Below are 21,942 nucleotides of genomic sequence, written 5' to 3'. Positions count from 1 at the left end.
ACGAATACGTCTTCCCCGCCGGAATGCCTGTACCAGGAGGGCAGAAAAGCAGGTCTCTCCACTTTGGCTTCGCCTCCGGGCGGGATGGTATTTTCTCAATTCAAGACAATATGCCGATACGTACAGGGGATACACAAAGGAACCCTGTCTGTAGTTACGATTTTCATGGGTCACGGTACTAAAGTTTGACCGCGCGCTGCCGATGAAGCTCCTGTACCGGAGGAGATTCGATGAGCTACACGAACGGAATCGGGAATTGGAAACAGGTGTTCCCCGCAGTTGCACCTGCCTCTGCCTCGCAAACGCAGCAGAGCGGCCGCTCACCAGCAACGGAACATAAGCCTGCCGCCACGGGCGCGCAGGATGAGGCGAAGCTTAGCTCGACAGGCGAGCTGGTGGCGCGCGCACTGTCGACGCCCGATGTACGGACAGCGAAGGTCGAGGCGCTGCAGAAGGCGATCGCCGAGGGAAGTTACAACGTCTCAGCGTCGGACGTTGCGGGCAAGATGATCGACTCTCTTCTGAGCTAAGAAGCGAGGGAGATCGATGTATGGGCTGGATTCTGGAGAGCACGCTGGAGTCGAATTTCTCGCCGCGAACGTGAGCGGCCACTCACGCTGAAAGAACGATTGATGCTGCTGATGCAGCGGGGTGCGCTCTGGCGACCGCCAGTCGGCCTTCTGCAGTATTACGACGCATACGGGAGTCAGAAGACAGAAACGCAGTGCACCGCCAAGACGAGAGGAACAGGACCGATGGGAACGTTAAACTCTGCACTGGCGCTGGCCCAGCAGGCCTTGACGGCCAACCAGACAGCGCTGAATATCACATCGAACAACGTGGCCAATCAGAACACTCCCGGGTATACACGCGAGGTTGCGACGTGGACCGAGAACGACAGCGTTACCATTGGGAACCTTACCCTGGGGACGGGCGCCAGCGCAGGAGCGGCGGTATCGCAGCGCGATCGAATTCTTGAGCAGCGCCTGCAACAGCAGATCCAGGTTCAATCGCAGAGCCAGACGCTGGAGGACGCCCTCAACCAGGTGCAGAGCATCTTTGCGTTGAGCTCAAGTTCCAGCTCGGCCAGTTCGACCGCGCTGGGTACGGCGCTGAGCAACTTCTATAACGCGCTCTCGTCGCTGACAGCGAATCCATCGGATTCATCGACACGGCAGAAGGTGATCTCGGCGGCAACCAATCTTGTAGGGGCCTTCAACTCGACCGCCAACCAGATGGCAGGCATATCGACCGACCTGGACAGGCAGGTATCGGGCTATGTGGATACGGTGAATGGTCTTCTGTCCACGATCGCTACGCTGAACCAGAAAATCTCAAGCACGAGCCCGAATACGGATGCCGGCGTGCTCGAAGACCAGAGGCAACAGGCAATCGCGCAGCTTTCGCAGTACGTCGGACTCGATCAGATTACGAACGAGGACAACCAGATTACCCTGACCACGACCAACGGAGCTGTACTGGTCAGCGGGTCCCAGGCTTACGCGATGAGCAAGTCGGTCGTGGGAGGAAAGACCGACATTGTGGCGGGAATACCTGCAACGGATGTCACTGCAGATTTGACCGGCGGAGCGATTGGCGGAGCCTTGCAGGCCCGGGATCAGTTGTTGCCGCAGTACCAGAATGCTCTGGACGAATTGGCCTTCGACGTGGCGACGCAAGTCAACCAGACCAATTCCCTGGGGCTGGACGGCAACGACAATCCTGGTCAGGCCATCTTTCAGCTTCCATCCAGCGCGGCTGGAGCTGCGGCTTTGATTGGCATGGCTACAACCGATCCGCAATCGATTGCAGCGGCGGCGGTAGGCGAGGGGGCGACCGGTACGGGGAACGCACAATTGCTGGCTGGACTCGGCAGCAGCGCAAGTGTCGCGGGGTCAACTCCACTGGATTTTCTGACCGGTCTGCTGGGGCAGATTGGCAATGCGGCGGCCTCGGCAGCCTCGGACAACACCACTCAACAGACCACGCTGTCCCAGTTGAGAAGTCAGAGGAATGCGCTGTCGGCAGTCTCGCTGGATGAAGAGGCGGCGAACCTGACGCAGTATCAGCGGGCGTATGAGGCTGCGGCTAAACTCTTCTCGATTACCGATGAGATGATGGCGAGCGCGCTGAATCTTGGCGTGACTACGGCGGTCTCGTAATGTGCAATTATTTTTGGGCAAACGTAAGATCGTGCAGCTCGGGCAAACCGCAGATCCTTTCGACTGCGCGGCTTTGCCGCTTCGCTCAGGATGACACTCTCTACTGTTCTGGGGTATGAAATGTCTTCCGGGAAATCCTGCAAACCCACCTTAGCTTCGCGAAGATGGGGCACCCGGTCTCGTGGGGCCTGAGGGCAAGTGGAAGCGCCTGATTGGCAAGCCTCAGATCCTTCGACTTCGTTTAGTGCGAAGAATGCACCAAACGTCGCTCAGAATGACACCTGTTTATGGCATTGAAGCCTAGTCCGTGCCAAAGAAAAAAGAGGACACAAGACGATGCGAGCCGATCCAACCTACTTCAATACGGTTGTGCTTTCACTGAACAATGCGATGAAGAACTCAAACGATCTTGCGGCCGAGCTTTCGAGCGGGCTGCGCGTTGGGCAACTCTCCGACGATCCTGCCGCGGCGACACAGAGCCTGCGGCTGGATGGGCAGATCTCGGCCATCGACACGTATGTGCAGACGGCGTCGAGCGTATCTTCGCGGCTGCAGATGATGGATTCTACGCTTGGCGAGGTGGTATCGCAGGTTACGTCGGCGATCTCGCTTGCAGTAGGAGCAGCCAACGGTACGCTGAACGGTGCCAACTTGCAGACAATCGCTCAGCAGGTCGCAGCGATCAGGGACAACGTACTGGCGCTGGCAAACACAAGCTATCAGGGCAGCTACCTGTTTTCAGGGAGCAAGGGAGACACTGCACCCTTCACTCTGGATACAACGAGCACGCCTGCGGTCGCGGCCTACAACGGCGATAGCAATGTGCAGACGATTGTCACACCAGGCGGGCAGAAGATACAGACAAGCCTGCCTGGATCGACCGTCTTCGGTTCAGGCAGCACGAGCATGCTGGGTGTGCTGAATCAGCTGGTGGCGGACCTGACCAGCGGGGCTCCGACCGCAATTATCTCGGCTGACAGCTCCGCGTTGACCAATGCTCTTGGCAACCTGTCAACGCAACGGAGTTTTTTGAACAGCTCCTTGAGTACGGTCGAGTCCACCAGCACGTATGCACAGACCCAGGAGGCGCAGATCAAGGTCCAGCAAGGACAGATGGTTTCGTCCGACCCGGCGAAGGTGGCGACCGACCTGAAGGCCAATCAGACGCAATACCAGGCGCTGCTGAGCGTGATAACCACCCTCCAGCAGGACGATCTGTTCCGTCATCTTCAATAATGCCGGGCTTAACGCTGCAGCTCGTTCAAAGCCTTGCGGGCGTCCTTGATTCTCTCTCCGTCGGGGGCCAGTCGCAGATAGTTGTTGTACTCTGCAATGGCCTCCTCCCGCTTTTTCAGTTTCTGGGCGACATAGGCAAGAGCGAAGTGGGTGTCCGGATCGGATGGAAGGTACTTTACCGCGTCCCGAACGCGAAGGTAGGCGGCGTTTAACTCGCCTGCATCGGCGTAGAACTTGGCGACCTTCAGGTCTTCGTCGGCCCGCTCTTCGTTGGTCTGCAGGTTTTGGACCTTCGGAAGACGGCGACGCGCGGTGGGATGTGGCGTTTCGCCAGTGTCGCCCCCTGGATTATCGGCGGAGGGTGCGTCAGCGGGATCGTCAGAGCTGGAGCTGCTCGAACTACTGCTGCTTGAGCTGTCGGACTCGGCTCCGGGCATGGGCGGAGCCGGCGCTGTAGGAAATGGGAACTTGTCGGCAGCAGAGGGAGGCTTGCCGGAGGGCGTGGGTGTTTCCGGTTGCGACTGCGATTTGGAGGGAGTTTGTTCGCCGGGGAACGGGAACTGTTCGGCGGCGGAAGGATCTGATTTGTCGGGATCTTTCTTGTCGGGGGCTGGCTTGTCGGCGACCGGCGTACAGGGAGACTGAGACTTGCCTTGTGATGGCGCTGGCGACTGGGGGCATGGAGGAGGCGGCGCCGGTGTCTTCGTCTGGGCGCACAGAGGCACCGTGAAGGCCATGACAAGCGCGAGAGCGTAGGTGAAAGTACGACTCATCCTCTGTGTTTAGACTACTCGTTCTGCGGGTTTGACGTCTGGGTGCGCGACTTTGTTATAGTCAGCTTGCCCGGCACGTTTGAGATGCAGACGGAAGGATTCCGATGCACCTGAAGTGTGCCGCGGAATCCCTGAATAAAGAATGAGTTTTCGATGATCCCTGGTCTGATGATCCGCTCCTCGTCTATCCACGCCGCCGGCTGTTATACCACGCGACGCATCCGCAAAGGAACAAAGGTCATCCAGTATGACGGTCCCCGCTTCAGCAAGCGCGAAGCCGACGAGCGGTACAAGGACCGCTTTATCACGTATCTGTTCAGCACCAGCGATGGAGGTGTCATCGACGGATTTGGAACGGCGATGTTTATCAATCATTCGTGCGATCCGAACTGCGAGACCGAGCACATTGACGACGAGATATGGATTATCGCCATACGCGATATCGAACCCGGAGAAGAGCTGACCTACGAGTACAACCTGCACGACAGCGACGATGACGATGCAGATTGCTACTGCGGGTCGGCCGGATGCCGGGGGACGATGTTCAGCGAAGATGAGGTAAAGCGCCGGGAGCGGAAGGCCCGGCGTGCCCTGAAGGCCTGATTCCGATCCGGACGCTACAATAACGAGATGCGGCAGTCGCCGCCTCGGGTGTTATGGCATACCAGGTTTTAGCGAGAAAGTACCGTCCCCAGCGCTTTGCCGATGTTGCGGGGCAAGACCACGTCACCGTGACGCTGATGAATGCGCTCACGCAGGGACGCATTGCCCACGGCTACATCTTCAGCGGTCACAGAGGCATCGGCAAGACGACGATCGCCCGTATTCTGGCGATGGCGCTGAACTGCCGCAATGCGATTGGCAGCCCGGAGCGGCCGACGGCAGAGCCGTGCGAGGTATGCGATTCGTGCGTTGAGATTCGGGCGGGAAATGCGGTCGATGTGATCGAGATCGACGCTGCAACCAACCGTGGCATCGACGAGATTCGTGAACTGAGAGATGCGGCGCGGTATAGGCCGGCGCGGGACCGCTACAAGATCTACATTCTCGACGAGGCGCACCAGATCACCGATGCGGCCTTCAATGCCCTGCTAAAGACTCTGGAGGAACCGCCGGACCACATCGTCTTTATGATGGCGACGACGCAGCCGGAGGATATTCCGCAGACGGTGCGTTCGCGCTGCCAGCACTTCAGCTTTCATGCGGTAAAGCTGGTCGACATTCTGGCGGAGATTCGCGTCATTGCGGAGAAGGAAGGCGTCGACGCGGACGGTGCCGCGCTGGCTCTCCTGGCGGAGGCGGGCGATGGCTCGATGCGCGATGCGCTTTCGATCATGGACCAGGCGATCGCCAGCGCTCCCGTAGAAGACGGGCGACCCCGGCTCGATGTCATGCAGATTCGCGAGCTGATGGGGACGGTGGCGAACAGCGTCTTTGAGCGCATCCTTCAAGCAGTCCATGAGAATCGAAGCGCCGAGGTGATGACGACGGCCAACGAGCTGCTGGATGCGGGCAACAGTCCGGCGCAGCTGGCTCGGCAGTTTGTGCGTTACCTGCGCAATTGTGTGGTCGCAAAGATTGCGGGAGCTACGGAAGACAATCCGGAGACTGAGCTGTTGCAGATCTCGACAGACGAGCAGCGGCGCGCTGCACGCTCGGCGGCACTGTTCACCGAAGAGGAGCTTACGCGCTTTCTGCAGGTGATGCTGCGCACGTTCGACGAGCTGGGTTACAGGCAGGAGCAACGATTTCACTTTGAGCTTGGTCTGCTGAAACTCGTTCATCTGCAGCGGTTGCTTCCAGTGGAAGAGATCCTGAGCCGCTTCCCTGTCTCGGGCGGCGGCGGAGCCCCGGCTGCTGCCCGGCCTCGATCCACTGCATCCCCTGTAAGTTCTTCGACTCCAGTCGCACGAGTCGCGCCTCCGACGGCTCGGCCTGTTGCACCTCCTGCGCCTGCGAGGCCAGCGTTTTCGCCTTTTGCCGCTGACCAAGGCCGCAAGAGCTTCGAGCAGCCTGTTGCAACACCTGTAAAGCCTGCCGAAACTGCCTCCGCAGCTGTCGCTGAGCCGGAGGTTCTGGTGCAGCCGGAACTGCCTTCCCTGCCTGCGCCGGCAGTTACCGTAGCCGCAGTGGACCCGGTGGAAGAGATTACCGCGGTTGAGGTCGCGGCGGACCTGTTGGGCATCGGAGCGGTACCGAAAGAAGTTTTGGAACCGGAGGCGGCTCCGCCTGCTGTTGTCGATCTGGCAGCCTCTGCTTCGTCCGGTCAGGACACGGACGAGCTCCAGCGGCTTGCGATCGAGGCGCTCTCCGAGGCAAAAAGCCAGGGGTCTGCGGCGGACGCTTTGGCGGACGCGGAGTGGAAGATCGTCGGGGATGAGATCCAGGTACAGACGGAGCTTTCGAAGACGATGCTGCCGATGGTCGTCAATCCTGAGGCGGAGAAGATCGTTCGTGCTGCGCTGCGAAGCGCCGGGGCCGGACAACTGAAGCTGTCGCTGTTGCCGGGTTCCGGTGGCACGTCTGCCGCCAAGAAACCTCGCGCGGCGAAGAGCGGCAGTGTGCAGGCCAAGGCGCTGGAGCATCCCGTGGTCCAGCAGGCGCAGCGACTGTTCAATGCCGAGATTCGCAACGTGATCGACCTCAGGGACAACGACTGAACCTCTTAGGACGAGAGAAGGGCTCAAGACATGGATTTTTCCGATCTTGCAAAGATGAAGGAGATGATGGGGCAGGCGCGCCAGATGCAGGAGCAGATGGAGCGCAAACTTGCGGAGACGACCGTTGAGGCCTCGAGCGGCGGCGGGATCGTCACCGTGACGATGAATGGCAAGAAGGAAGTTCTGCGGCTGAAGATCGATCCCACCGTCATCGGCAGCTCCACCAGCGACATTGAGCTGTTGGAGGACCTGATTACCGCTGCGATCAACGAAGCAGGAAGGCGGGCAGATGACGCGATGAAGTCGAGCGTCGCCAGCATGATGGGCGGCCTGAACCTGCCGGGGCTTACCTAGTGTCGCGATTCGCCGAACCGATGACGCGGCTGATCGATGAGTTGCGCAAGCTGCCTGGCATCGGCACCAAGAGCGCTCAACGGCTGGCCTTTCATGTGCTGCGCTCGTCCCCTGAAGATGCGGCAAGGCTATCGGACGCTATTCGCGAGCTTAAGGCTCGGCTGCTGCTCTGCTCTACCTGCAACAACATCACTGATGTCGATCCGTGTTCCTACTGCACAAACGCGGTACGCAATCAACGGCTAGTGTGCGTGGTGGAAGAGCCGACCAATATCGCGATCATCGAAAAGACGCGGAGCTTCGCCGGCGTCTATCACGTACTGCACGGTACGCTCTCTCCCATCGGGGGCGTGGGGCCTGAGCAGCTTCGTATCGCCAACCTGATGACGCGGCTTCCCGGCCTGGATGAGGTTATCCTTGCGACCTCTCCCACCACGGAGGGAGAAGCTACGGCGCGTTATCTGGCTGAGGAGATCCGTCGTGCTGAGCCACAGATCAGGGTGACGCGTATCGCTACCGGAGTTCCCGCAGGCAGCGATATCGAGTACGCGGACGAGGTCACGATGTCGCGCGCTCTGGAAGGCCGCCGCGAGTTCTAGATCTTCTTTAAGCAGTGTTCACATCCCACAGATATAAAAGCATCATGAACACATCGATCAGTCGCCGCGGATTTCTTCGTCAGAGTTTTGCCTTTAGCGCCCTGGCGGGACTTGGATCGCTTCCCTCCCTCGCAAAGAACTTTGCGAATGGCAATGCATCTTTCAACTGGCTGATGATCGGGGACTGGGGATACGAGCGGCCTGCCGGACAGGAGGCCGTGGCGGAGGGCATGCGCTCCTATGTGAAGCAGCACGCGATCAAAGCGGATGCCCTGCTGATGCTGGGCGATAACTGGTATGGAGACCTCACCGGAGGCGTCGACTCTCCACGGTGGAAGACACACTTCGAAGATCTTTACCCGGGGTCGATCTTCGATTGCCCGGCGTATGCCGTGCTTGGAAACCATGACTACCAGCGAATGCCGATGAGCAAGGTGGATGCCGAGCTGGCCTACGCGAAGCGCGGAGGCACACGCTGGAAGATGCCTGCACGCTGGTACAGCTTCGAGTTTCCTTCGAAAGACCCGCTGGTCACGGTGATTGCGCTTGACAGCAACGTGCCTCATGCCAAGGCGCCGCAGGCGAACAGCGTGAATTTTACCCTGACTCCTGAAGAGCAGGCTGAGCAGCTTCGCTGGCTGAAGGCGGAGCTGGAGAAGCCGAGAAAAACACCATATCTCATCGTCATAGCGCATCATCCGATCTACTCCAATGGACCGCATGGCGACCACAAGGTTCTGATCGCAGACTGGGATCCGCTACTCCGGGAGCACAAGGCGCATCTGTATCTCGCCGGGCACGACCATGACATGCAGCACCTTGAATTTGAAGGACATCCGACTTCATTCGTGCTGTCCGGAGGAGGAGGCGCAGACCTGTACACCCTGAAGATTGAAGAGGCCCAGCGCGGTCCATATGCGGCGAAAGTATATGGATTCAGCCATCTTCAAGTTGCAGAGGACAAGTTGACTCTTCTGCACATGGATCAGACAGGCCGCGTGATCCATGGGTTTACCAAGACGCCGGATGGAAAGGTCGACATTCTCCAGGGCATCGTGGCCTGATCGCGAGCAATGCACTCGATCTGAGTCTGCTGACTCAGCCACCATCCGGGACAGCAGATCCTTCCCTTCGACTTCGTTCAGGATGACACTCCGAGATGTATCGAACGACCTTCACGAGGCGATGTATGCGAGAAGATTAGACATTCTGCAAACTTGCACCGGTCATTTCCGTCGGCTTCCTCAGGCCGAGCAGTTTGAGGATCGTCGGCGAGATGTCGCGCAGGCTGCCGCCGGGGCGGAGGATCTCGTGATGGCTTGCGTCGCACTCGTCCGCGACCAGGATGAACGGCACCGGATTGGTAGTGTGAGCGGTATGTGGGCCGCCGGTTATGGGATCGATCAAAAGCTCGGCGTTGCCGTGATCGGCGGTGACAAGGAGGGCGCCGCAGCGCTGTTTGACGGCCTGATAGATTCGGCCCAGCTGCACATCCACTGTCTCCACTGCGCGGACAGTCGGCTCAATCTTGCCCGAATGCCCTACCATGTCGGCATTGGCGAAGTTGACGATGATGACGTCGAAGGCAGTGTCATTTACAGCCTTGATGACTGCGTCTGCGATTCCCGCTGCTGACATCTCGGGAGCGAGATCGTAGGTCGCCACCTTCTGCGAAGGGATCAAGACGCGGTCTTCGCCGGGGAACGGCTTTTCGATGCCGCCGTTGAAGAAGTAGGTGACATGCGCATACTTTTCTGTCTCCGCTACGCGCAGGTTGCGGAGATTAGCGTCGGCCATGACGTGGGCGAGCAGATTTTCCATCGACTCCGGCGGAATGACGACAGGCACTTTGAAGTTTTTGTCGTACTGCGTCATGCAGACATAATGAATATTCTGAGGCGCTTCGGGCCGCGGAATCTCCAGATCAAGTTCTGCTGCACTCGGCAGATCGTTCGCATTGCTGACCGTAAGGCCACCAGGAAGATCGCAGTTACGGCCGAGGACGCGGGTGATCTGACGTACGCGGTCCGCGCGATAGTTGAAACAGATACAGACGTCATTGGAACGGATGAGGCCGACAGGTGCGCCGTGCTGGTCGACAACAGTAAACGGAGGGATGAACTCGTCAGTAATTTCGTTGTGATAGAGCTCACGAACGCGCGCCAGCGGGTCGGGATAAGCGCCTCCCTGAGGATGGCCGGTGACCATGGCATCGAAGGCCTGACGCTCCTTTTCCCAGCGAAGATCGCGATCCATCGCATAGTAACGACCGGAGACAGAGGCGATTTGTCCTACGCCAATTTCGCGAATCTGCTGCTCCAGCCCCTCGAGGTAACCGAGGCCGCTGGTGGGCATGGTATCCCGGCCATCCATGAAGGCATGCACGAAGACACGCGTCAGCCTGTGCTTTGCCGCCAACCGCAGAAGAGCATATAGATGCCTCTGCTGGGAGTGCACACCACCATCAGAGACAAGACCAAGGAGATGAAGAGCGCGGTTTTCCTTCGCGGCAAGCTCGACGGCCTTGATCAGTGTAGGGTCCTGGAAGAAGCTGCCATCGGCAATTGCTTCGTCGATCCTGCTGATATCCATGCGGACGACGCGTCCGGCGCCGAGGTTCAAATGACCTACTTCGGAGTTCCCCATCTGGCCGTCGGGAAGCCCGACAAAGTGATCGCTGGCATGAATTAGCGTATTGGGAAACTGATCGAGAAGACGATCGTAGTTTGGTTTGCGAGCCAGGGCGATGGCGTTGCCATGCGTGTCAGGGCGATAGCCCCAGCCATCGAGAATAGTCAGTACGAGAGGTTTGTTAGCCATTGCTGAGTGAAAGGATAACAAGAGTTGGCGACAGAGGTAGGAAGTCCGAAAAGAATCCGTCCAACGGGCTATTCGATATCGATCAGGACGTCATCGCCTTCCACTCTCAGAGGAATCACATCGACACGCTCGTTCGGGGGGAACTCAGCCTCTCCGGTCTTCACATGAAAGGTCCAGGAGTGCCAGGGGCAGACGACGCAATCTCTCTCGATCCATCCCTGCCCCAGCGGACCACGGCGATGCGGGCACCAGTTGTCGAGCGCGAAGAGATCTCCGCCGACGTTCGCGAGACATACGGCGATGCCTTCCACTTCAGCCTCTATTACGTTTCCCGGCGCCGGAGCTTCGGCCAGGCTGCATAACTTAACCCACTTCGCCACTCAACCTCCTCTGTCTTCTTCATGCTACCGGTTCGATTCGCAGAACGTTGAGGTGCTAAAGTCGTAATTAATTTCTCCGATGCATCGTCCGTCCCGAAGACCTTCGTCAAGAACCCAGCCGCCTGAAGTGGTTGATGGACGCTGGCTCCTGAAAGCAGTCGCAATCGTCGTTGTCAGCGCCCTGTTGTGCACCTATGTGACACTTTGTCTGCTGTTCTACGTGGGACAGTGGCAGCTGGTGCTTCATCCGGTTCGCACGACCACCCCTGCGCCGGAGGGACTGGTCCGGTTTTCCTCTGAAGCCACGGGGCAGCCGCGACTGGCCGGCGAGTGGCTCCCGGCTACTTCCTCCAATCGCTACAACCAGCTTACGGTCCTCTTCCTTCCGGGAGGCGACAGTACTACGGCGGCTTTCTCTGCAACTCAGACTTCTCTCAGGGAAATTGGGGTCAACGTCTTTACCTTCGACTATCGTGGCTATGGCAGAAGCGGGGATGGACATCCCACTGAGAAGAGAATGCGGCAGGACTCCCGGGAAGCCTGGGCATATCTCACCACCACGCGGCACATCCCGGCGAACAGGATTATTCCATACGGAGTTGGAGTCGGAGCTTCGCTGGCGGCGAGCCTCGCGGGGGAGCATGGAGAAATTCCAGCGATCATCCTGGAATCCCCTTATACGGATCTGCGCGATGTCATCGGAAGAGACTCCCGATTCCGATTTCTCCCTTTCAGCCTGCTGTTTCATGAGGACTTTCCACTACGCGATACCTTGTCGAAGCTGCAGCGTCCCAAGTTACTGCTCTTCCGCGAGGGCGCAGAGGAGCCGGAGGCATTCCGGGTGGCTACCGCGCCCAAGTCGATACTGACGTTGAAGACGAGTTCCGGAGAGTCCTTCTCCGATGGAGTCTCCCGATTTCTCAAGGAGGCTTTGCCGGTATCTTCCGTGACACCGGCGTCGAAATGAGCGACTGATCCGGGCAGGTTTAAGCTAGCCTCAAGCTATCCCTCTCGAACCTGAAGGACGATATGTCTAAGACATTGGATAACTTACAGCCCTGGGGCGCCTTTTTTCTGCGACTTATCCTGGGCGCCGCAATGCTCTTTCACGGCTATAGCAAGGTATTTCCCGCAGGCGGCTTCCATGGCGGAAACACCTTTGCGGCCATGGAACGACACAGCCGGTTCGTCGCATCGCTTGGTCTTCCATATTGGATGGGTGTTGTCTCGGCACTGACGGAGTTCGTAGGCGGTGCTCTTATCCTGACGGGGTTGTTTACCCGGTTTGCAGCCATGATGATCAGCATCAACATGCTGGTCGCTGTCGTGATGGTGACCCGCCATCATGGTTATGCTGGATCGGAGTACTCCCTGGCCCTGATGGGAATTGCCCTGATGCTCGCCTTTTATGGCTCGGGAGTCTATTCCCTGGACCGCAAGATCGGTTTTGCCTGAGCGGTTTTCTCCAATGGATTCAGTTAAATGGCGAGAAGGCCTCCGGTACTCTGGAGGCCTCAAAATGGGTGGGCACTGGTATTGCGGCTGGGTGAGACTGAGGCTGTGGGAACTGCTAACCTCAGCGCTTGTTGTTATACCCAATAAGACGCCGGCTACCAGGAAAAGTTGTGTGGATTTTCCACTTTTTTGAATATTCACAACATAAAAATTCTAAAAATAGAATTTCCTGGTCATGCAGAACACTTCAAATCGAAGAACCTATTTGTTAGTTAAACCGTTTATTTTCAATCTAAAACTTCACTAATCTCATAAACTGCCTAAGGATAGCCCCGCTAAAAGGCTGCAATATCAGCAACAGCGTTGTAGATATCCTGAGCCTGCGGCAGGATGACGTCTTCCAGGAGAGGCTGATAAGCGACGAAGGTGTCCATGGACGCGACACGGCGGACGGGGGCATCCAGGTCGTGGAAGAGCTCATCGGCGATGCGGGCTGCGATCTCGGCTCCGTATCCCCAGCTCATCATGTCCTCGTGGGCCACGATGACGCGGTTGGTCTTGCGGACGCTTTCCGCAATGGTCTCCCAGTCGTAAGGAGAGAGGCTTCGCAGGTCGATCAACTCGACCTCAATTCCTTTGTCTCTTTGAATCTTCTGGGCAGCCTGCAGGGCTCGCGGAACTACGGCGCCATAGGTGACAACGGTGACGTGTTTGCCAGGACGAACAATGCTCGCTTTGCCAAACGGAATGGAGTACTCCGGGCCAGGGTAGATGCCTCTGCCGAAGGTTTCGCGGTACAGCCGCTTATGCTCAAGGAAGAGCACAGGGTCGTCGCACCGGATAGCCGTGCGCAGCAGCCCGAGGGCGTCGAGTGCGTTTGATGGCATGACGATGCGGACGCCGGGGGTGTGGGTAAAGATGCTTTCGCCGGACTGCGAGTGGTAGATTGAGCCTCCAGTCAGATAGCCCCCGATCGGAACGCGAATTACCAGTGGGCAGCTGAATCCGTCATTGGAGCGCCAGCGCAGGACGGAGAGTTCGTTCCGCATCTGGTGCATCGCCGGCCAAATATAGTCGAAGAACTGAATCTCAACGACAGGCTTCAGGCCACGTACGGCCATTCCGATAGCCCGTCCCACGATGTTCGCTTCCGCAAGAGGCGAGTTCCAGACGCGATCGTTTCCAAATTCGAACTGCAGGCCGGAGGTGAGCTTGAAGACTCCCCCTTTGCCCTTGATCTTCCCTGCCCGGAGCGCCTCGTCGCGCGTTGCATCCGCTACGTCTTCACCAAAGACGACGATGCGTGGATCGCGGCGCATCTCGTCCTTCAGGCAGACGTTGATCAAGTCAGCCATGGTGCGCTCGCTCTGATCCGGCGTGTTCTCGGGCTGCCGATCGAAGCTCGGGTCCAGGGGAGTCAGGTGCTCGGAGTAGACGTGGCGCAGGATCGTATCAGGGGTGGGAAGCGCGGCTGTGACGGCCTTGTCGGCTGCGCGCTGCACCTCCTCATCCACCTGGCTCTCCAGTCGATTGATGCCATCCTCGTCCAAAATGCCTTCGCGCAGCAGCCATAGTTGCATTCTGGAGATGGGATCCCTCAGCGCATCGGCCTCAAGCTCCGCCACCGTGCGATAGAGGCGCTCATCATCGCTGAGCGAATGCGAATATGGGCGAATGACGTGCCCGTGGACGAGTGAGGGGCCTTTGCCTGCACGGCAGTAGGCGACTGCCTCAACCATGGCGTTGTAGCTGGCGATGGGATCGGTGCCGTCCACCTCGGAGAAGTGGAAGTTCGGGAAGTTTGCGATGAGGTGCGAGATATTGCCGCCAGGCGTGTTCGCTTCGACCGGGGTTGAGATGGCGTAGCCGTTATCTTCGACGACGAAGAGGACGGGAAGCTTACCGTTGCTGGCTGTATTCAGCGCCTCCCAGAACTCGCCCTGGCTGGTCGCACCCTCTCCGATGCCGACGTAGGTCACCTCGTCGCCATGGAAGATCACATCCTTGAACTGGCGATAATCTCCATCGTGCTTCGCCGCGGCTTCGGGGTATCTAGCAAAGTAGCGTCCTGCTTCTGCGCAGCCGACGGCATGGAGGCACTGGGTGGCAGTCGATGAAGACGGACTGACGATATGAAGCTTGGGGCTGGACCAGTGCGACGGCATCTGGCGCCCGCCGCTGGCCGGATCGCTGGCAGCGCCTACGGACTGCAGGAGTTGATCTTCAACCGTATCGCCGAGTGCGAGGCAGATAGCGCGATCGCGATAGTAGGGAAAGAACCAGTCGTACCCTGGACGCATGGCCATTCCGGCGGCGACCAAGAGCGCTTCATGACCTGCACAGGATATCTGGAAGAAGATCTTCTGCTGGCGTTTGAGGACGATCTCGCGATCGTCGGTTCGCCGGGAGAGATACATCAGCCGGTAGAACTCAACCAGCTGTTCGCGCGTCAGCGTAGTTCCGCTGACCGCTCCGGCCGCTTTCTTCTTTTCCGCTACTCCACTTGCAGACTGACGAGCCATAAACATTTCCTGGGCTGATATGAAAACTCATACCACCGAAGAAGATTGTACCGGTTATAGATGGAATTGACTTGTAATGGGAGACATCGCGATCTAGCGAATTCAATCGATGCTGTCAACTGAGTCAGTAGCCAAAAGTCTGGCAATACATGGCCGACGGCGCATGTCTGAGCATCTTTCGAACCTGCGAAAGAATGTCTCTGCCGGAGCGGGGTCGAAAGACGTCGCAGCCTGCTCCGACAAAGAAGTAAGAATTTGTTTCTACACAAACAAGGGAGCCAGCACGAGCGTGATGGTGGCAAGCAGTTTGATGAGCACGTGAAGGCTCGGCCCCGCCGTATCCTTGAATGGATCGCCGACAGTATCGCCGACAACCGCAGCCTTGTGGGCTTCGCTCTTCTTGCCGCCGTACTGACCGGTCTCGATAAACTTCTTGGCGTTGTCCCAAGCTCCGCCTCCGTTGTTCATCAGCATCGCCAGCAGAACACCGGCGATGGTTCCAACCATTAACAGACCGGCGACGGCCTCGGCTCCCGCAAGATTGACCGGGTGTCCGGCGATGGCTGGTACGGGAAGAATCGAACCCGGAGCGTAGGCCATGGTATCGGCATGATAACTGGAGCTGAAATGGCGGAAGATCAGACCGACTGCCACCGGAAGACCGACGGCCAGCAGGCCTGGCACAACCATCTCGCGCAGTGCCGCGCCGGTGACGATATGGACGCAACGTCCATAGTCCGGCTTCGCTGTCCCCTCCATGATGCCAGGGTTCTCCTTGAATTGGGCTCGCACGTCCTGCACGACCATCTGGGCCGACCTACCTACCGCCTTGATGGCCATTGAGCTGAAGAGATAGGTCAGCATCGCTCCGAGCAGAGCGCCGACGAAGACAGGAATCTGGGCAAGATTGATGTTGGTGAAGCTCCAGCCGGAGGGCATGTATCCCCCCGCCGCCATCACCTTGTCAGTGACGATCGCCTTGATCTCCTCGAGATAGGCCGAAAAGAGAAGGAAGGCCGCCAGCGATGCAGACCCGATCGCGTAGCCCTTGGTAAGCGCCTTGGTGGTATTGCCGGCAGAGTCGAGCTTGTCGGTGCGCTCGCGAATCTCGTGCGGCTGATGCGACATCTCGATGATGCCGCCAGCGTTATCCGTGATGGGGCCGAAGGTATCCATGGCCAGGATATAGGCGGCGCAGCTTAGCATACCCATGGTGGCGATGGCCGTGCCATAGATTCCCTTCTCGTACTCGCTGATGCCGCCGATTCCTTCGAGGCCTCGGACGCCGAAGTAGTAGCTCAGCAGAAGTGCCGCTGAGATGACGATGACAGGAAGTGCCGGGGTCTCCATCCCGACGGCGAGACCGCTGATAATGTTGGTCGCAGGCCCGGTGAGTGAGGCCTGCGCGATCGACTTTACGGGGCGATAGACCGACTCGGTGTAATACTCGGTGATCCAGACGAACAGAAACGCAGTGGCCAGTCCGAGGACTCCGCAGCCGAGGAACCAGATGGGCTGTACACCTGGTCCATTCAGCATGGCGTAGACCGCTCCGGCAAAACCGAGCAGCGCCAGTCCGGAGGTGACATAGAATCCGCGATTGAGGGCGTGCATGGGATCTTCCTGTTCGCCGGACTTGACGACGAAGACGCCGACGATGCTGGCGATCAGGTTGATGGCGTGCACAATGAGCGGAAACAGGATGCCCTTGATGCCGAAGACGGGATAGAGTGCCGCCCCCAGGACCATGGCGCCGACGTTTTCGGCGGCTGTTGATTCAAAAATGTCGGCACCGCGACCCGCGCAGTCGCCCACATTGTCTCCGACCAGATCGGCGATGACTGCAGGATTCCGGGGATCGTCCTCGGGGATTCCAGCCTCGACCTTTCCGACCAGGTCAGCGCCAACGTCAGCAGCTTTGGTATAGATGCCGCCTCCAAGCTGGGCGAAGAGGGCGACGAGCGATGCTCCGAAGCCGAAGCCCACAAGCTGGTAGGGTACAGCCCGGGGATTATCGAGGCCACCGAATGCTAGAAAAAGGACCCCGATCCCCAGCAGGGAGAGCGCCACGACGACCAGGCCGGTAACCGCCCCGCCCCGCAGGGCCATCTGCAGTGCCTTGTTCAGGCTGGAACGGGCCGCCGAAGCCGTGCGGATGTTGGCGCGGATGGAGCAGTACATGCCGGTGTATCCCGCCAGAGCCGAGCAGATAGCGCCCACCAGGAAGCTCACGACGGTCTTTACCGCGTAAGGGGCCATGCGGTCCGACATGTGATAGCCGATAAAGAGCACGATGGCGAGGATGACCGCAATCGCGCCGATGGTGCGGTACTGCCGACGAAGAAACGCCTCTGCTCCCTCCCGGATCGCGTTTGAGATCACCTGCATGTCCGCCGTTCCCGTATCGGCGGCAATTACGGTCCGCGCCAGAGCGATGGCGGCAAGCAATGCCAGCGTCCCTACCCCGAGCGCAATCCACAGCCAGATTCGTCCATCCGGTTCCACTCCCGTCACAGGCGTTACAGGAATCTGCGTGTGCAACGCCACAGCCAAAAGGCTCACAACCACCATGCAAAGGTCTCCTTGAATCAACAAGCTTCTTAGTCAGCGGACTTTCCTGGGTTTGCTCCGCAGAGCGGCCAATTAGAGCATGTGGCCCCGAACAGGGTCAACGTAGGGTCAGATGCAATTTCCCGGCGTGAGCCTGTTTGATAAACCAAAGTAATAGCACAGGCTCAAACCGCGTCTACGGCGGTTGCATATTCCGCCGATCTGGAGATAAGCCAACGGGGCTTGAGGTTTTGCCATGCGGTCTTTTCTTCTTTCGGGCCTTCTGCTGACTGCTTTGTGTCTCGGATCTCCGGCCTCTGCGCAAAGCGGCGCGACAGAGAGATCAGCGGACATTGTTCCTGGTCGCTACCTGCTGGTGTACCGCAACGGCGTTATTCCTCAGGATGCGAATGCGCATATCCAGGCGGCCGGCGGACATGTCATCGAGCGGCACTCCAGATTCGGAATCAGTACCGTCGAGGTACCGAATCGCACGATAAGTCCCCGGGCGGCAGAGAGGCCCGACTCAGAGACCGGTGATGCGGCTGTCATTGCAAGCCTGAAGGCGCAACCCGGTGTGGCGTATGTTCTGCATGACCGCCTGGTAAAGGGGCACGGTCTACGAATCCGGGCGATACCTGATCCGGTTTTCTCAGTCTCCGTGGGCGCGGGTGCCTTCGACACTTACTACAACTCTCCGCAGGGCTGGGCGGTACGCCAGGTTGGGGGGTACGGAGGCGATATTCCCGGAGGCCCAGCGCACGGTCCCTGGAATGTGACACGAGGCAAAGGGGTGCGAATCGCGATACTGGATAGCGGAGTCGATGCCAGCCATCCGGATTTGGCGCCCAATCTCGCGCTGAATTTGTCAGAGGTCAATCCTGCGGAGATGCCGAGTGTATGTGACGACGGTACACCGCAGGACCAGGATGGGCATGGAACGTGGACAGCTTCGCTGGCGGGGGCGGCTCTCGGTCCCGGCACCGGGAAGATGGTCGGGGTGGCTCCGTCAGCAACGATTCTGAATATCAAGGTCCTGGAGAGAATGCCAGCTGCCACGGGCGCAGATGACATGGCGCGATGCAATGCAGGCGAGGCGACAGGGCTGATGAGCTGGGTGATTCAGGGGATCGACGATGCGATTACGAACAAAGCGGACATCATTTCGATGTCCCTGGGAACCATCGTCGATCTGTCCACAGGTGACGGGGCGGGACTCAAGGCCGTCTTCGATCAGGTGACAGCTGCGGCCGCTCGGGCCGGAATCGTGCTGGTAGCGGCGGCAGGGAACAGCGCCACAAATCTCTCCGATCCGCAATATATAGAGCTTCCAGCGCAGGCACAGAACGTGTTGGCTGTAGTGGCCTCGACCAATCCGGACTGCCGGGAGAATGTGGTGCCAGGATCGGCCTGCGTCTCCGGTCCGGTCTCACTGGCGTACTACAGCAACTATGGCGCTCCGCTGAATGCGGTGGCGGCGCCCGGCGGCAGCTATCCTTCTGGAGGAGATATGGTTGTCAGCGGCTGGGTTCGCGGCGCCTGCAGCTCCGGAATTCCAGGGACCGTCTCCGGTCTGCCGTCCACTTCCGGACACAGTTTTGGCTGCTTCGATGTGGGGCATGCGGAGTATGTTCAGGCGATCGGAACCAGCGCCTCCGCTCCTCTGGTCGCCGGAGCAGCGGCGCTACTTCGAGCGGCACATCCAGACTGGGACGCGGCGACGACGATCAACTATCTTCGAACCGTGGCGCTTCCGGCAGATTCTTCGCTCCAGTTTCCCCAGGTCACGGTAGGCCAGGCGTTCTCCGTTCCATAACGGATGAGCGACCAAGTTAACCTTTCATCCGATCTTTGACACTACGAGCCAGCTTTTCAATCTCTTCAGCACGCTTGCTGAGGTCCGCCGGAGAAAGCTGCTTGTCTCCCTGCACCTGCTGCTTTAGCTCATCGACCAGGCCGACAAGTTTCTGTGTGTCGGATTCGATTCGTTTCTGTCGCTCGTTATTGCGTGTCCGCGCCTGCTGCTGGGCGATGCGCGAGTTCAGAATATCGGAATTTCCCGATGCGTCCATCGGACCCATTGGCATTCCTCCCATCGGAGGATAGCCTGTCGTTCTGGACGGCGATGAGGGCAGAGGAACGGCAGGCACCATACCGCCACTTCCCTGTCGTTGAGCGATGATCATGGAGCCTGCCGCCAGAAGCAGTACTCCGTTTGCGGTCAACCATATGCCCCTCATATGGCCTCCTTCCCGCCTTTCGTTCCGTTGCATCCGGTCCAAGGACTGCTGCATGCTGGAAGGACAAGATCCTCCGCCCGAAAGCGAGATGCCAGTATCATGCTCCATCTAGCCTCAGCCATGCAAGGTATCCCTCAAGAAGAACGTCTTTCTTATGTCTTTACTCATGACTGGCATCACTACATCATTGTTTTCGTTCGGGATAAAGCTCCGAAGCTGATCGCCATCCTGATCATTGTCTTTGTTCTGTTGAGGGTCCTGAAGTTTTTTGTAACCCGACTCCAGAAGCGCGCGGACCAGCAGGTCGCAAACTTCCACAGGGCTGCCCAACTGCGCACCATGGCTTCTATTCTCCGCGCGACCTCTCTGGGCGTGATCGGCTTCCTCGCCTTTCTGCAGGTGCTTACGATCTTCAACATTCCCTATGAGCCCCTGCTGGCCTCTGCAGGCATTCTTGGGGTGGGCATCGGCCTCGGTGCGCAGTCCATCTTCAAGGACATGCTGAATGGGATCTTTATTCTTCTGGAAGACCAGTACAACGTCGGAGAGGTCATCACCATTGCGGGCCTGAAAGGCACCGTGGAAGAGCTCTCACTGCGCAGCACGCGCCTGCGCGACGGCGATGGAACGCTGTACGTGATTCCGAACAGTCAGATCGCAACGGTCGCGAATCAATCGCGCGACTTCTCTGTCGCCCAGCTTTCGGTCTCTGTGGATGCCAGTGCAAATCCAGATGGCGTGATGAAGATTTTGAAGGACCTCGCAGAAGCTGTGAGGAACGATTCCGCCTTTCGTGACATCGTGATCTCAGACCCCGATGTCCTCGGCGTCAATGAGATTCGTGGGCGCGAGGTGATCTACCCGATTAATATTCGCGTCCGCGCGAATCAGCGCGATGGTGTGCTGAGGGAGCTGCGGCGCAGAATCATTCTCGCCTTCGAGAAGGAAGGTATACCTCTTGGAATCTCGTCAAATATGCTCATCATGCAGAAATCCGATCCGACAGCGCCTCCGGCTGCTTCTACCGTGGCGAGCTGAAGAAGGAGTGTTTCGGGAGATCCCGCAGGGCGTTGAGTGTCACGCGAGACCGCAGATCCATCGACTCCACTCAGGATGACATTTTTTGTAGGGATTCGATGAGGGTAAACCGCTGCATGCGCCATTGGCTGCGGAAAGCATTCCTTTCTCTCTGGATTTACCACGAAGATTGGTCTCTGACATGATGGAAAGACAATTTTCAGGGATAATCTCTTTGCACGAAAAAAGGAGCTATGGATGATCTCCAGACGAAAGTTTATCGGCCGCGCGTCTGCGGCAGCAGCATACGCAGCCTTTCAAACCAGAGTGTCCTTTGCGACACCACTGAATCTGCCGCTCGGGATTCAGCTTTATTCAGTACGGGAGCAGCTTGCGAAGGACTATGATCCGACACTGGCCGAGGTAGCCAAGGCAGGTTATACCGAAGTGGAGGCCGCCGGCTTTTATGGAAAGAGCGCGGCAGAGGTAAAGCAGTCGATGCAGAAGGCGAAGCTGCACTGCGTCAGCTCACATCATCCCTTTGGCGATCTCCGCAAGAAGTTTGACGAGATTCTTGCCTTCAACAAGGAATTGGGTACAAAGTACATCATCTGCTCGAGCCCGGGGCCGAAGGATCCGACTCCGGGAGCAAACGGCAGGCCGAAGCCGATGACCATCGAAGACTGGCGCTGGATTTCAGGCCAGTTCAATGAGTTTGGCGCGAAGACCAAAGCTGCGGGAATCACTTTCGGTTACCACAATCACATCCACGAGTTCGATCACCTGGACGGCGGCATCCCATACATGGAGCTGCTGAAACTGACCGATCCAGCAAAGGTAACGCTGGAACTGGATTGTGGCTGGGCCACAGTGGCTGGTGTGAAGCCGGTAGACCTGATGCGTGAGCATCCTCATCGCTTCTCGATGCTGCATGTGAAGGACTTCAAACTGGGCGGCGGCGGACCCGAGAGCGACAAGGTGACCGAACTAGGTAAGGGCGATATCGATTACCGGCCGATCTTCGCTCAGGCGGCTAAGACCCAAAGCCTGAAACACATCTTCGTAGAACAGGAAGCGTTCGATGTGCCGTGGAAGGAATCGATCAAGATCGACGCCGATTATCTGAAGGCTCTGAAGGTATAGGCGAGGTAAATCGCAGATCCTGAGCGAAGGG

19 protein-coding genes are annotated in these 21,942 nt (G+C 58.3%); 13 read left to right on the top strand and 6 right to left on the bottom strand.

Annotated features, from left to right (window positions below; all coding sequences use genetic code 11):
- Positions 1–230 precede the first annotated feature (230 nt).
- From flgM to flgL, 3 genes are all read left to right on the top strand, one after another.
- A complete protein-coding gene (gene flgM / locus GWR55_RS03400) occupies positions 231–530 on the top strand; it encodes a flagellar biosynthesis anti-sigma factor FlgM (protein ID WP_162401004.1) in 300 nt (99 codons plus the stop codon).
- A gap of 225 nt (positions 531–755) precedes the next feature.
- Complete coding sequence (flgK, locus tag GWR55_RS03395) at positions 756–2,162, top strand: flagellar hook-associated protein FlgK (protein ID WP_162401003.1); 1,407 nt, start codon at positions 756–758, stop codon at positions 2,160–2,162.
- A 336-nt stretch (positions 2,163–2,498) separates the two neighbouring features.
- Complete coding sequence (gene flgL / locus GWR55_RS03390) at positions 2,499–3,398, top strand: flagellar hook-associated protein FlgL (protein WP_162401002.1); 900 nt, start codon at positions 2,499–2,501, stop codon at positions 3,396–3,398.
- 8 nt (positions 3,399–3,406) lie between these two features.
- Here the strand turns inward: flgL and GWR55_RS03385 are convergent, their stop codons facing one another.
- Entirely contained in the window at positions 3,407–4,171 is a 765-nt protein-coding gene (locus GWR55_RS03385; RefSeq protein ID WP_162401001.1) for a M48 family metallopeptidase, read from the bottom strand.
- Between the two features lie 153 nt (positions 4,172–4,324).
- Between GWR55_RS03385 and GWR55_RS03380 the strand changes: the two genes are divergently transcribed.
- From GWR55_RS03380 to GWR55_RS03360, 5 genes are read left to right on the top strand one after another with little or no spacing between them, the layout of a single operon-like run.
- A complete protein-coding gene (locus GWR55_RS03380; protein WP_162401000.1) occupies positions 4,325–4,774 on the top strand; it encodes an SET domain-containing protein in 450 nt (149 codons plus the stop codon).
- A gap of 53 nt (positions 4,775–4,827) precedes the next feature.
- On the top strand, positions 4,828–6,831 hold the full coding sequence (dnaX, locus tag GWR55_RS03375; RefSeq protein ID WP_162400999.1) for a DNA polymerase III subunit gamma/tau: 2,004 nt from the start codon (positions 4,828–4,830) through the stop codon (positions 6,829–6,831).
- A 30-nt stretch (positions 6,832–6,861) separates the two neighbouring features.
- Entirely contained in the window at positions 6,862–7,185 is a 324-nt protein-coding gene (locus tag GWR55_RS03370; RefSeq protein ID WP_162400998.1) for a YbaB/EbfC family nucleoid-associated protein, read from the top strand.
- Positions 7,186–7,205: 20 nt separating this feature from the next.
- Positions 7,206–7,784: a recombination mediator RecR gene (recR, locus tag GWR55_RS03365; protein ID WP_162403738.1), complete on the top strand. Its 579-nt coding sequence runs from the start codon at positions 7,206–7,208 to the stop codon at positions 7,782–7,784.
- A gap of 44 nt (positions 7,785–7,828) precedes the next feature.
- Positions 7,829–8,848, top strand: coding sequence for a metallophosphoesterase (locus GWR55_RS03360; protein WP_162400997.1), 1,020 nt, complete (start codon positions 7,829–7,831; stop codon positions 8,846–8,848).
- A 136-nt stretch (positions 8,849–8,984) separates the two neighbouring features.
- On the opposite strand, the gene gpmI is transcribed toward GWR55_RS03360, so the two are convergent.
- Both gpmI and GWR55_RS03350 read right to left on the bottom strand, forming a co-directional pair.
- Positions 8,985–10,604: a 2,3-bisphosphoglycerate-independent phosphoglycerate mutase gene (gpmI, locus tag GWR55_RS03355; protein ID WP_162400996.1), complete on the bottom strand. Its 1,620-nt coding sequence runs from the start codon at positions 10,602–10,604 to the stop codon at positions 8,985–8,987.
- 68 nt (positions 10,605–10,672) lie between these two features.
- The gene (locus tag GWR55_RS03350; protein WP_162400995.1) at positions 10,673–10,984 is read right to left on the bottom strand and encodes a Rieske 2Fe-2S domain-containing protein; all 312 of its coding nucleotides are present in this window, start codon (positions 10,982–10,984) and stop codon (positions 10,673–10,675) included.
- Between the two features lie 79 nt (positions 10,985–11,063).
- On the opposite strand from GWR55_RS03350, the gene GWR55_RS03345 reads away from it, so the two are divergent.
- Both GWR55_RS03345 and GWR55_RS03340 read left to right on the top strand, forming a co-directional pair.
- Positions 11,064–11,951 carry an alpha/beta hydrolase gene (locus GWR55_RS03345; RefSeq protein WP_162400994.1) on the top strand — a complete coding sequence of 296 codons (888 nt, stop codon included), beginning with the start codon at positions 11,064–11,066 and terminating at the stop codon, positions 11,949–11,951.
- Positions 11,952–12,013: 62 nt separating this feature from the next.
- A complete protein-coding gene (locus tag GWR55_RS03340) occupies positions 12,014–12,439 on the top strand; it encodes a DoxX family protein (RefSeq protein ID WP_162400993.1) in 426 nt (141 codons plus the stop codon).
- A gap of 335 nt (positions 12,440–12,774) precedes the next feature.
- Here the strand turns inward: GWR55_RS03340 and GWR55_RS03335 are convergent, their stop codons facing one another.
- Together GWR55_RS03335 and GWR55_RS03330 are read right to left on the bottom strand one after the other, a co-directional pair.
- Positions 12,775–14,961: a thiamine pyrophosphate-dependent enzyme gene (locus GWR55_RS03335; RefSeq protein WP_162400992.1), complete on the bottom strand. Its 2,187-nt coding sequence runs from the start codon at positions 14,959–14,961 to the stop codon at positions 12,775–12,777.
- Between the two features lie 261 nt (positions 14,962–15,222).
- Entirely contained in the window at positions 15,223–17,532 is a 2,310-nt protein-coding gene (locus GWR55_RS03330) for a sodium-translocating pyrophosphatase (RefSeq protein WP_162400991.1), read from the bottom strand.
- A 235-nt stretch (positions 17,533–17,767) separates the two neighbouring features.
- On the opposite strand from GWR55_RS03330, the gene GWR55_RS03325 reads away from it, so the two are divergent.
- Positions 17,768–19,327, top strand: coding sequence for a S8 family serine peptidase (locus tag GWR55_RS03325; RefSeq protein WP_162400990.1), 1,560 nt, complete (start codon positions 17,768–17,770; stop codon positions 19,325–19,327).
- 16 nt (positions 19,328–19,343) lie between these two features.
- Here the strand turns inward: GWR55_RS03325 and GWR55_RS03320 are convergent, their stop codons facing one another.
- On the bottom strand, positions 19,344–19,751 hold the full coding sequence (locus tag GWR55_RS03320) for a hypothetical protein (protein WP_162400989.1): 408 nt from the start codon (positions 19,749–19,751) through the stop codon (positions 19,344–19,346).
- A gap of 120 nt (positions 19,752–19,871) precedes the next feature.
- Here GWR55_RS03320 and GWR55_RS03315 point away from each other — a divergent pair, with 120 nt between their 5' ends.
- Entirely contained in the window at positions 19,872–20,789 is a 918-nt protein-coding gene (locus GWR55_RS03315) for a mechanosensitive ion channel family protein (RefSeq protein ID WP_162400988.1), read from the top strand.
- Between the two features lie 237 nt (positions 20,790–21,026).
- Positions 21,027–21,911 (top strand): sugar phosphate isomerase/epimerase, encoded by an 885-nt coding sequence (locus tag GWR55_RS03310; protein ID WP_162400987.1) that lies wholly within the window; start codon positions 21,027–21,029, stop codon positions 21,909–21,911.
- Positions 21,912–21,942 lie beyond the last annotated feature (31 nt).

The organism is Edaphobacter sp. 12200R-103, from assembly GCF_010093025.1.
Lineage (GTDB): Bacteria > Acidobacteriota > Terriglobia > Terriglobales > Acidobacteriaceae > Edaphobacter.
Note: the sequence above shows the minus strand (reverse complement) of the source record. Positions and strands in the feature narration are given on the sequence as shown.

Bases quoted from the DNA above. Each gene is read 5' to 3' on its own strand.
- GWR55_RS03360 (WP_162400997.1), top strand. From the start codon at position 7,829: ATGAACACATCGATCAGTCGCCGCGGATTTCTTCGTCAGAGTTTTGCC.
- gpmI (WP_162400996.1), bottom strand. From the start codon at position 10,604: ATGGCTAACAAACCTCTCGTACTGACTATTCTCGATGGCTGGGGCTAT.
- flgK (WP_162401003.1), top strand. From the start codon at position 756: ATGGGAACGTTAAACTCTGCACTGGCGCTGGCCCAGCAGGCCTTGACG.
- GWR55_RS03340 (WP_162400993.1), top strand. From the start codon at position 12,014: ATGTCTAAGACATTGGATAACTTACAGCCCTGGGGCGCCTTTTTTCTG.
- GWR55_RS03385 (WP_162401001.1), bottom strand. From the start codon at position 4,171: ATGAGTCGTACTTTCACCTACGCTCTCGCGCTTGTCATGGCCTTCACG.
- GWR55_RS03345 (WP_162400994.1), top strand. From the start codon at position 11,064: ATGCATCGTCCGTCCCGAAGACCTTCGTCAAGAACCCAGCCGCCTGAA.
- flgL (WP_162401002.1), top strand. From the start codon at position 2,499: ATGCGAGCCGATCCAACCTACTTCAATACGGTTGTGCTTTCACTGAAC.
- GWR55_RS03325 (WP_162400990.1), top strand. From the start codon at position 17,768: ATGCGGTCTTTTCTTCTTTCGGGCCTTCTGCTGACTGCTTTGTGTCTC.
- GWR55_RS03315 (WP_162400988.1), top strand. From the start codon at position 19,872: ATGCAAGGTATCCCTCAAGAAGAACGTCTTTCTTATGTCTTTACTCAT.
- GWR55_RS03310 (WP_162400987.1), top strand. From the start codon at position 21,027: ATGATCTCCAGACGAAAGTTTATCGGCCGCGCGTCTGCGGCAGCAGCA.
- GWR55_RS03380 (WP_162401000.1), top strand. From the start codon at position 4,325: ATGATCCCTGGTCTGATGATCCGCTCCTCGTCTATCCACGCCGCCGGC.
- flgM (WP_162401004.1), top strand. From the start codon at position 231: ATGAGCTACACGAACGGAATCGGGAATTGGAAACAGGTGTTCCCCGCA.
- GWR55_RS03335 (WP_162400992.1), bottom strand. From the start codon at position 14,961: ATGGCTCGTCAGTCTGCAAGTGGAGTAGCGGAAAAGAAGAAAGCGGCC.
- recR (WP_162403738.1), top strand. From the start codon at position 7,206: ATGACGCGGCTGATCGATGAGTTGCGCAAGCTGCCTGGCATCGGCACC.
- dnaX (WP_162400999.1), top strand. From the start codon at position 4,828: ATGGCATACCAGGTTTTAGCGAGAAAGTACCGTCCCCAGCGCTTTGCC.
- GWR55_RS03320 (WP_162400989.1), bottom strand. From the start codon at position 19,751: ATGAGGGGCATATGGTTGACCGCAAACGGAGTACTGCTTCTGGCGGCA.
- GWR55_RS03370 (WP_162400998.1), top strand. From the start codon at position 6,862: ATGGATTTTTCCGATCTTGCAAAGATGAAGGAGATGATGGGGCAGGCG.
- GWR55_RS03330 (WP_162400991.1), bottom strand. From the start codon at position 17,532: ATGGTGGTTGTGAGCCTTTTGGCTGTGGCGTTGCACACGCAGATTCCT.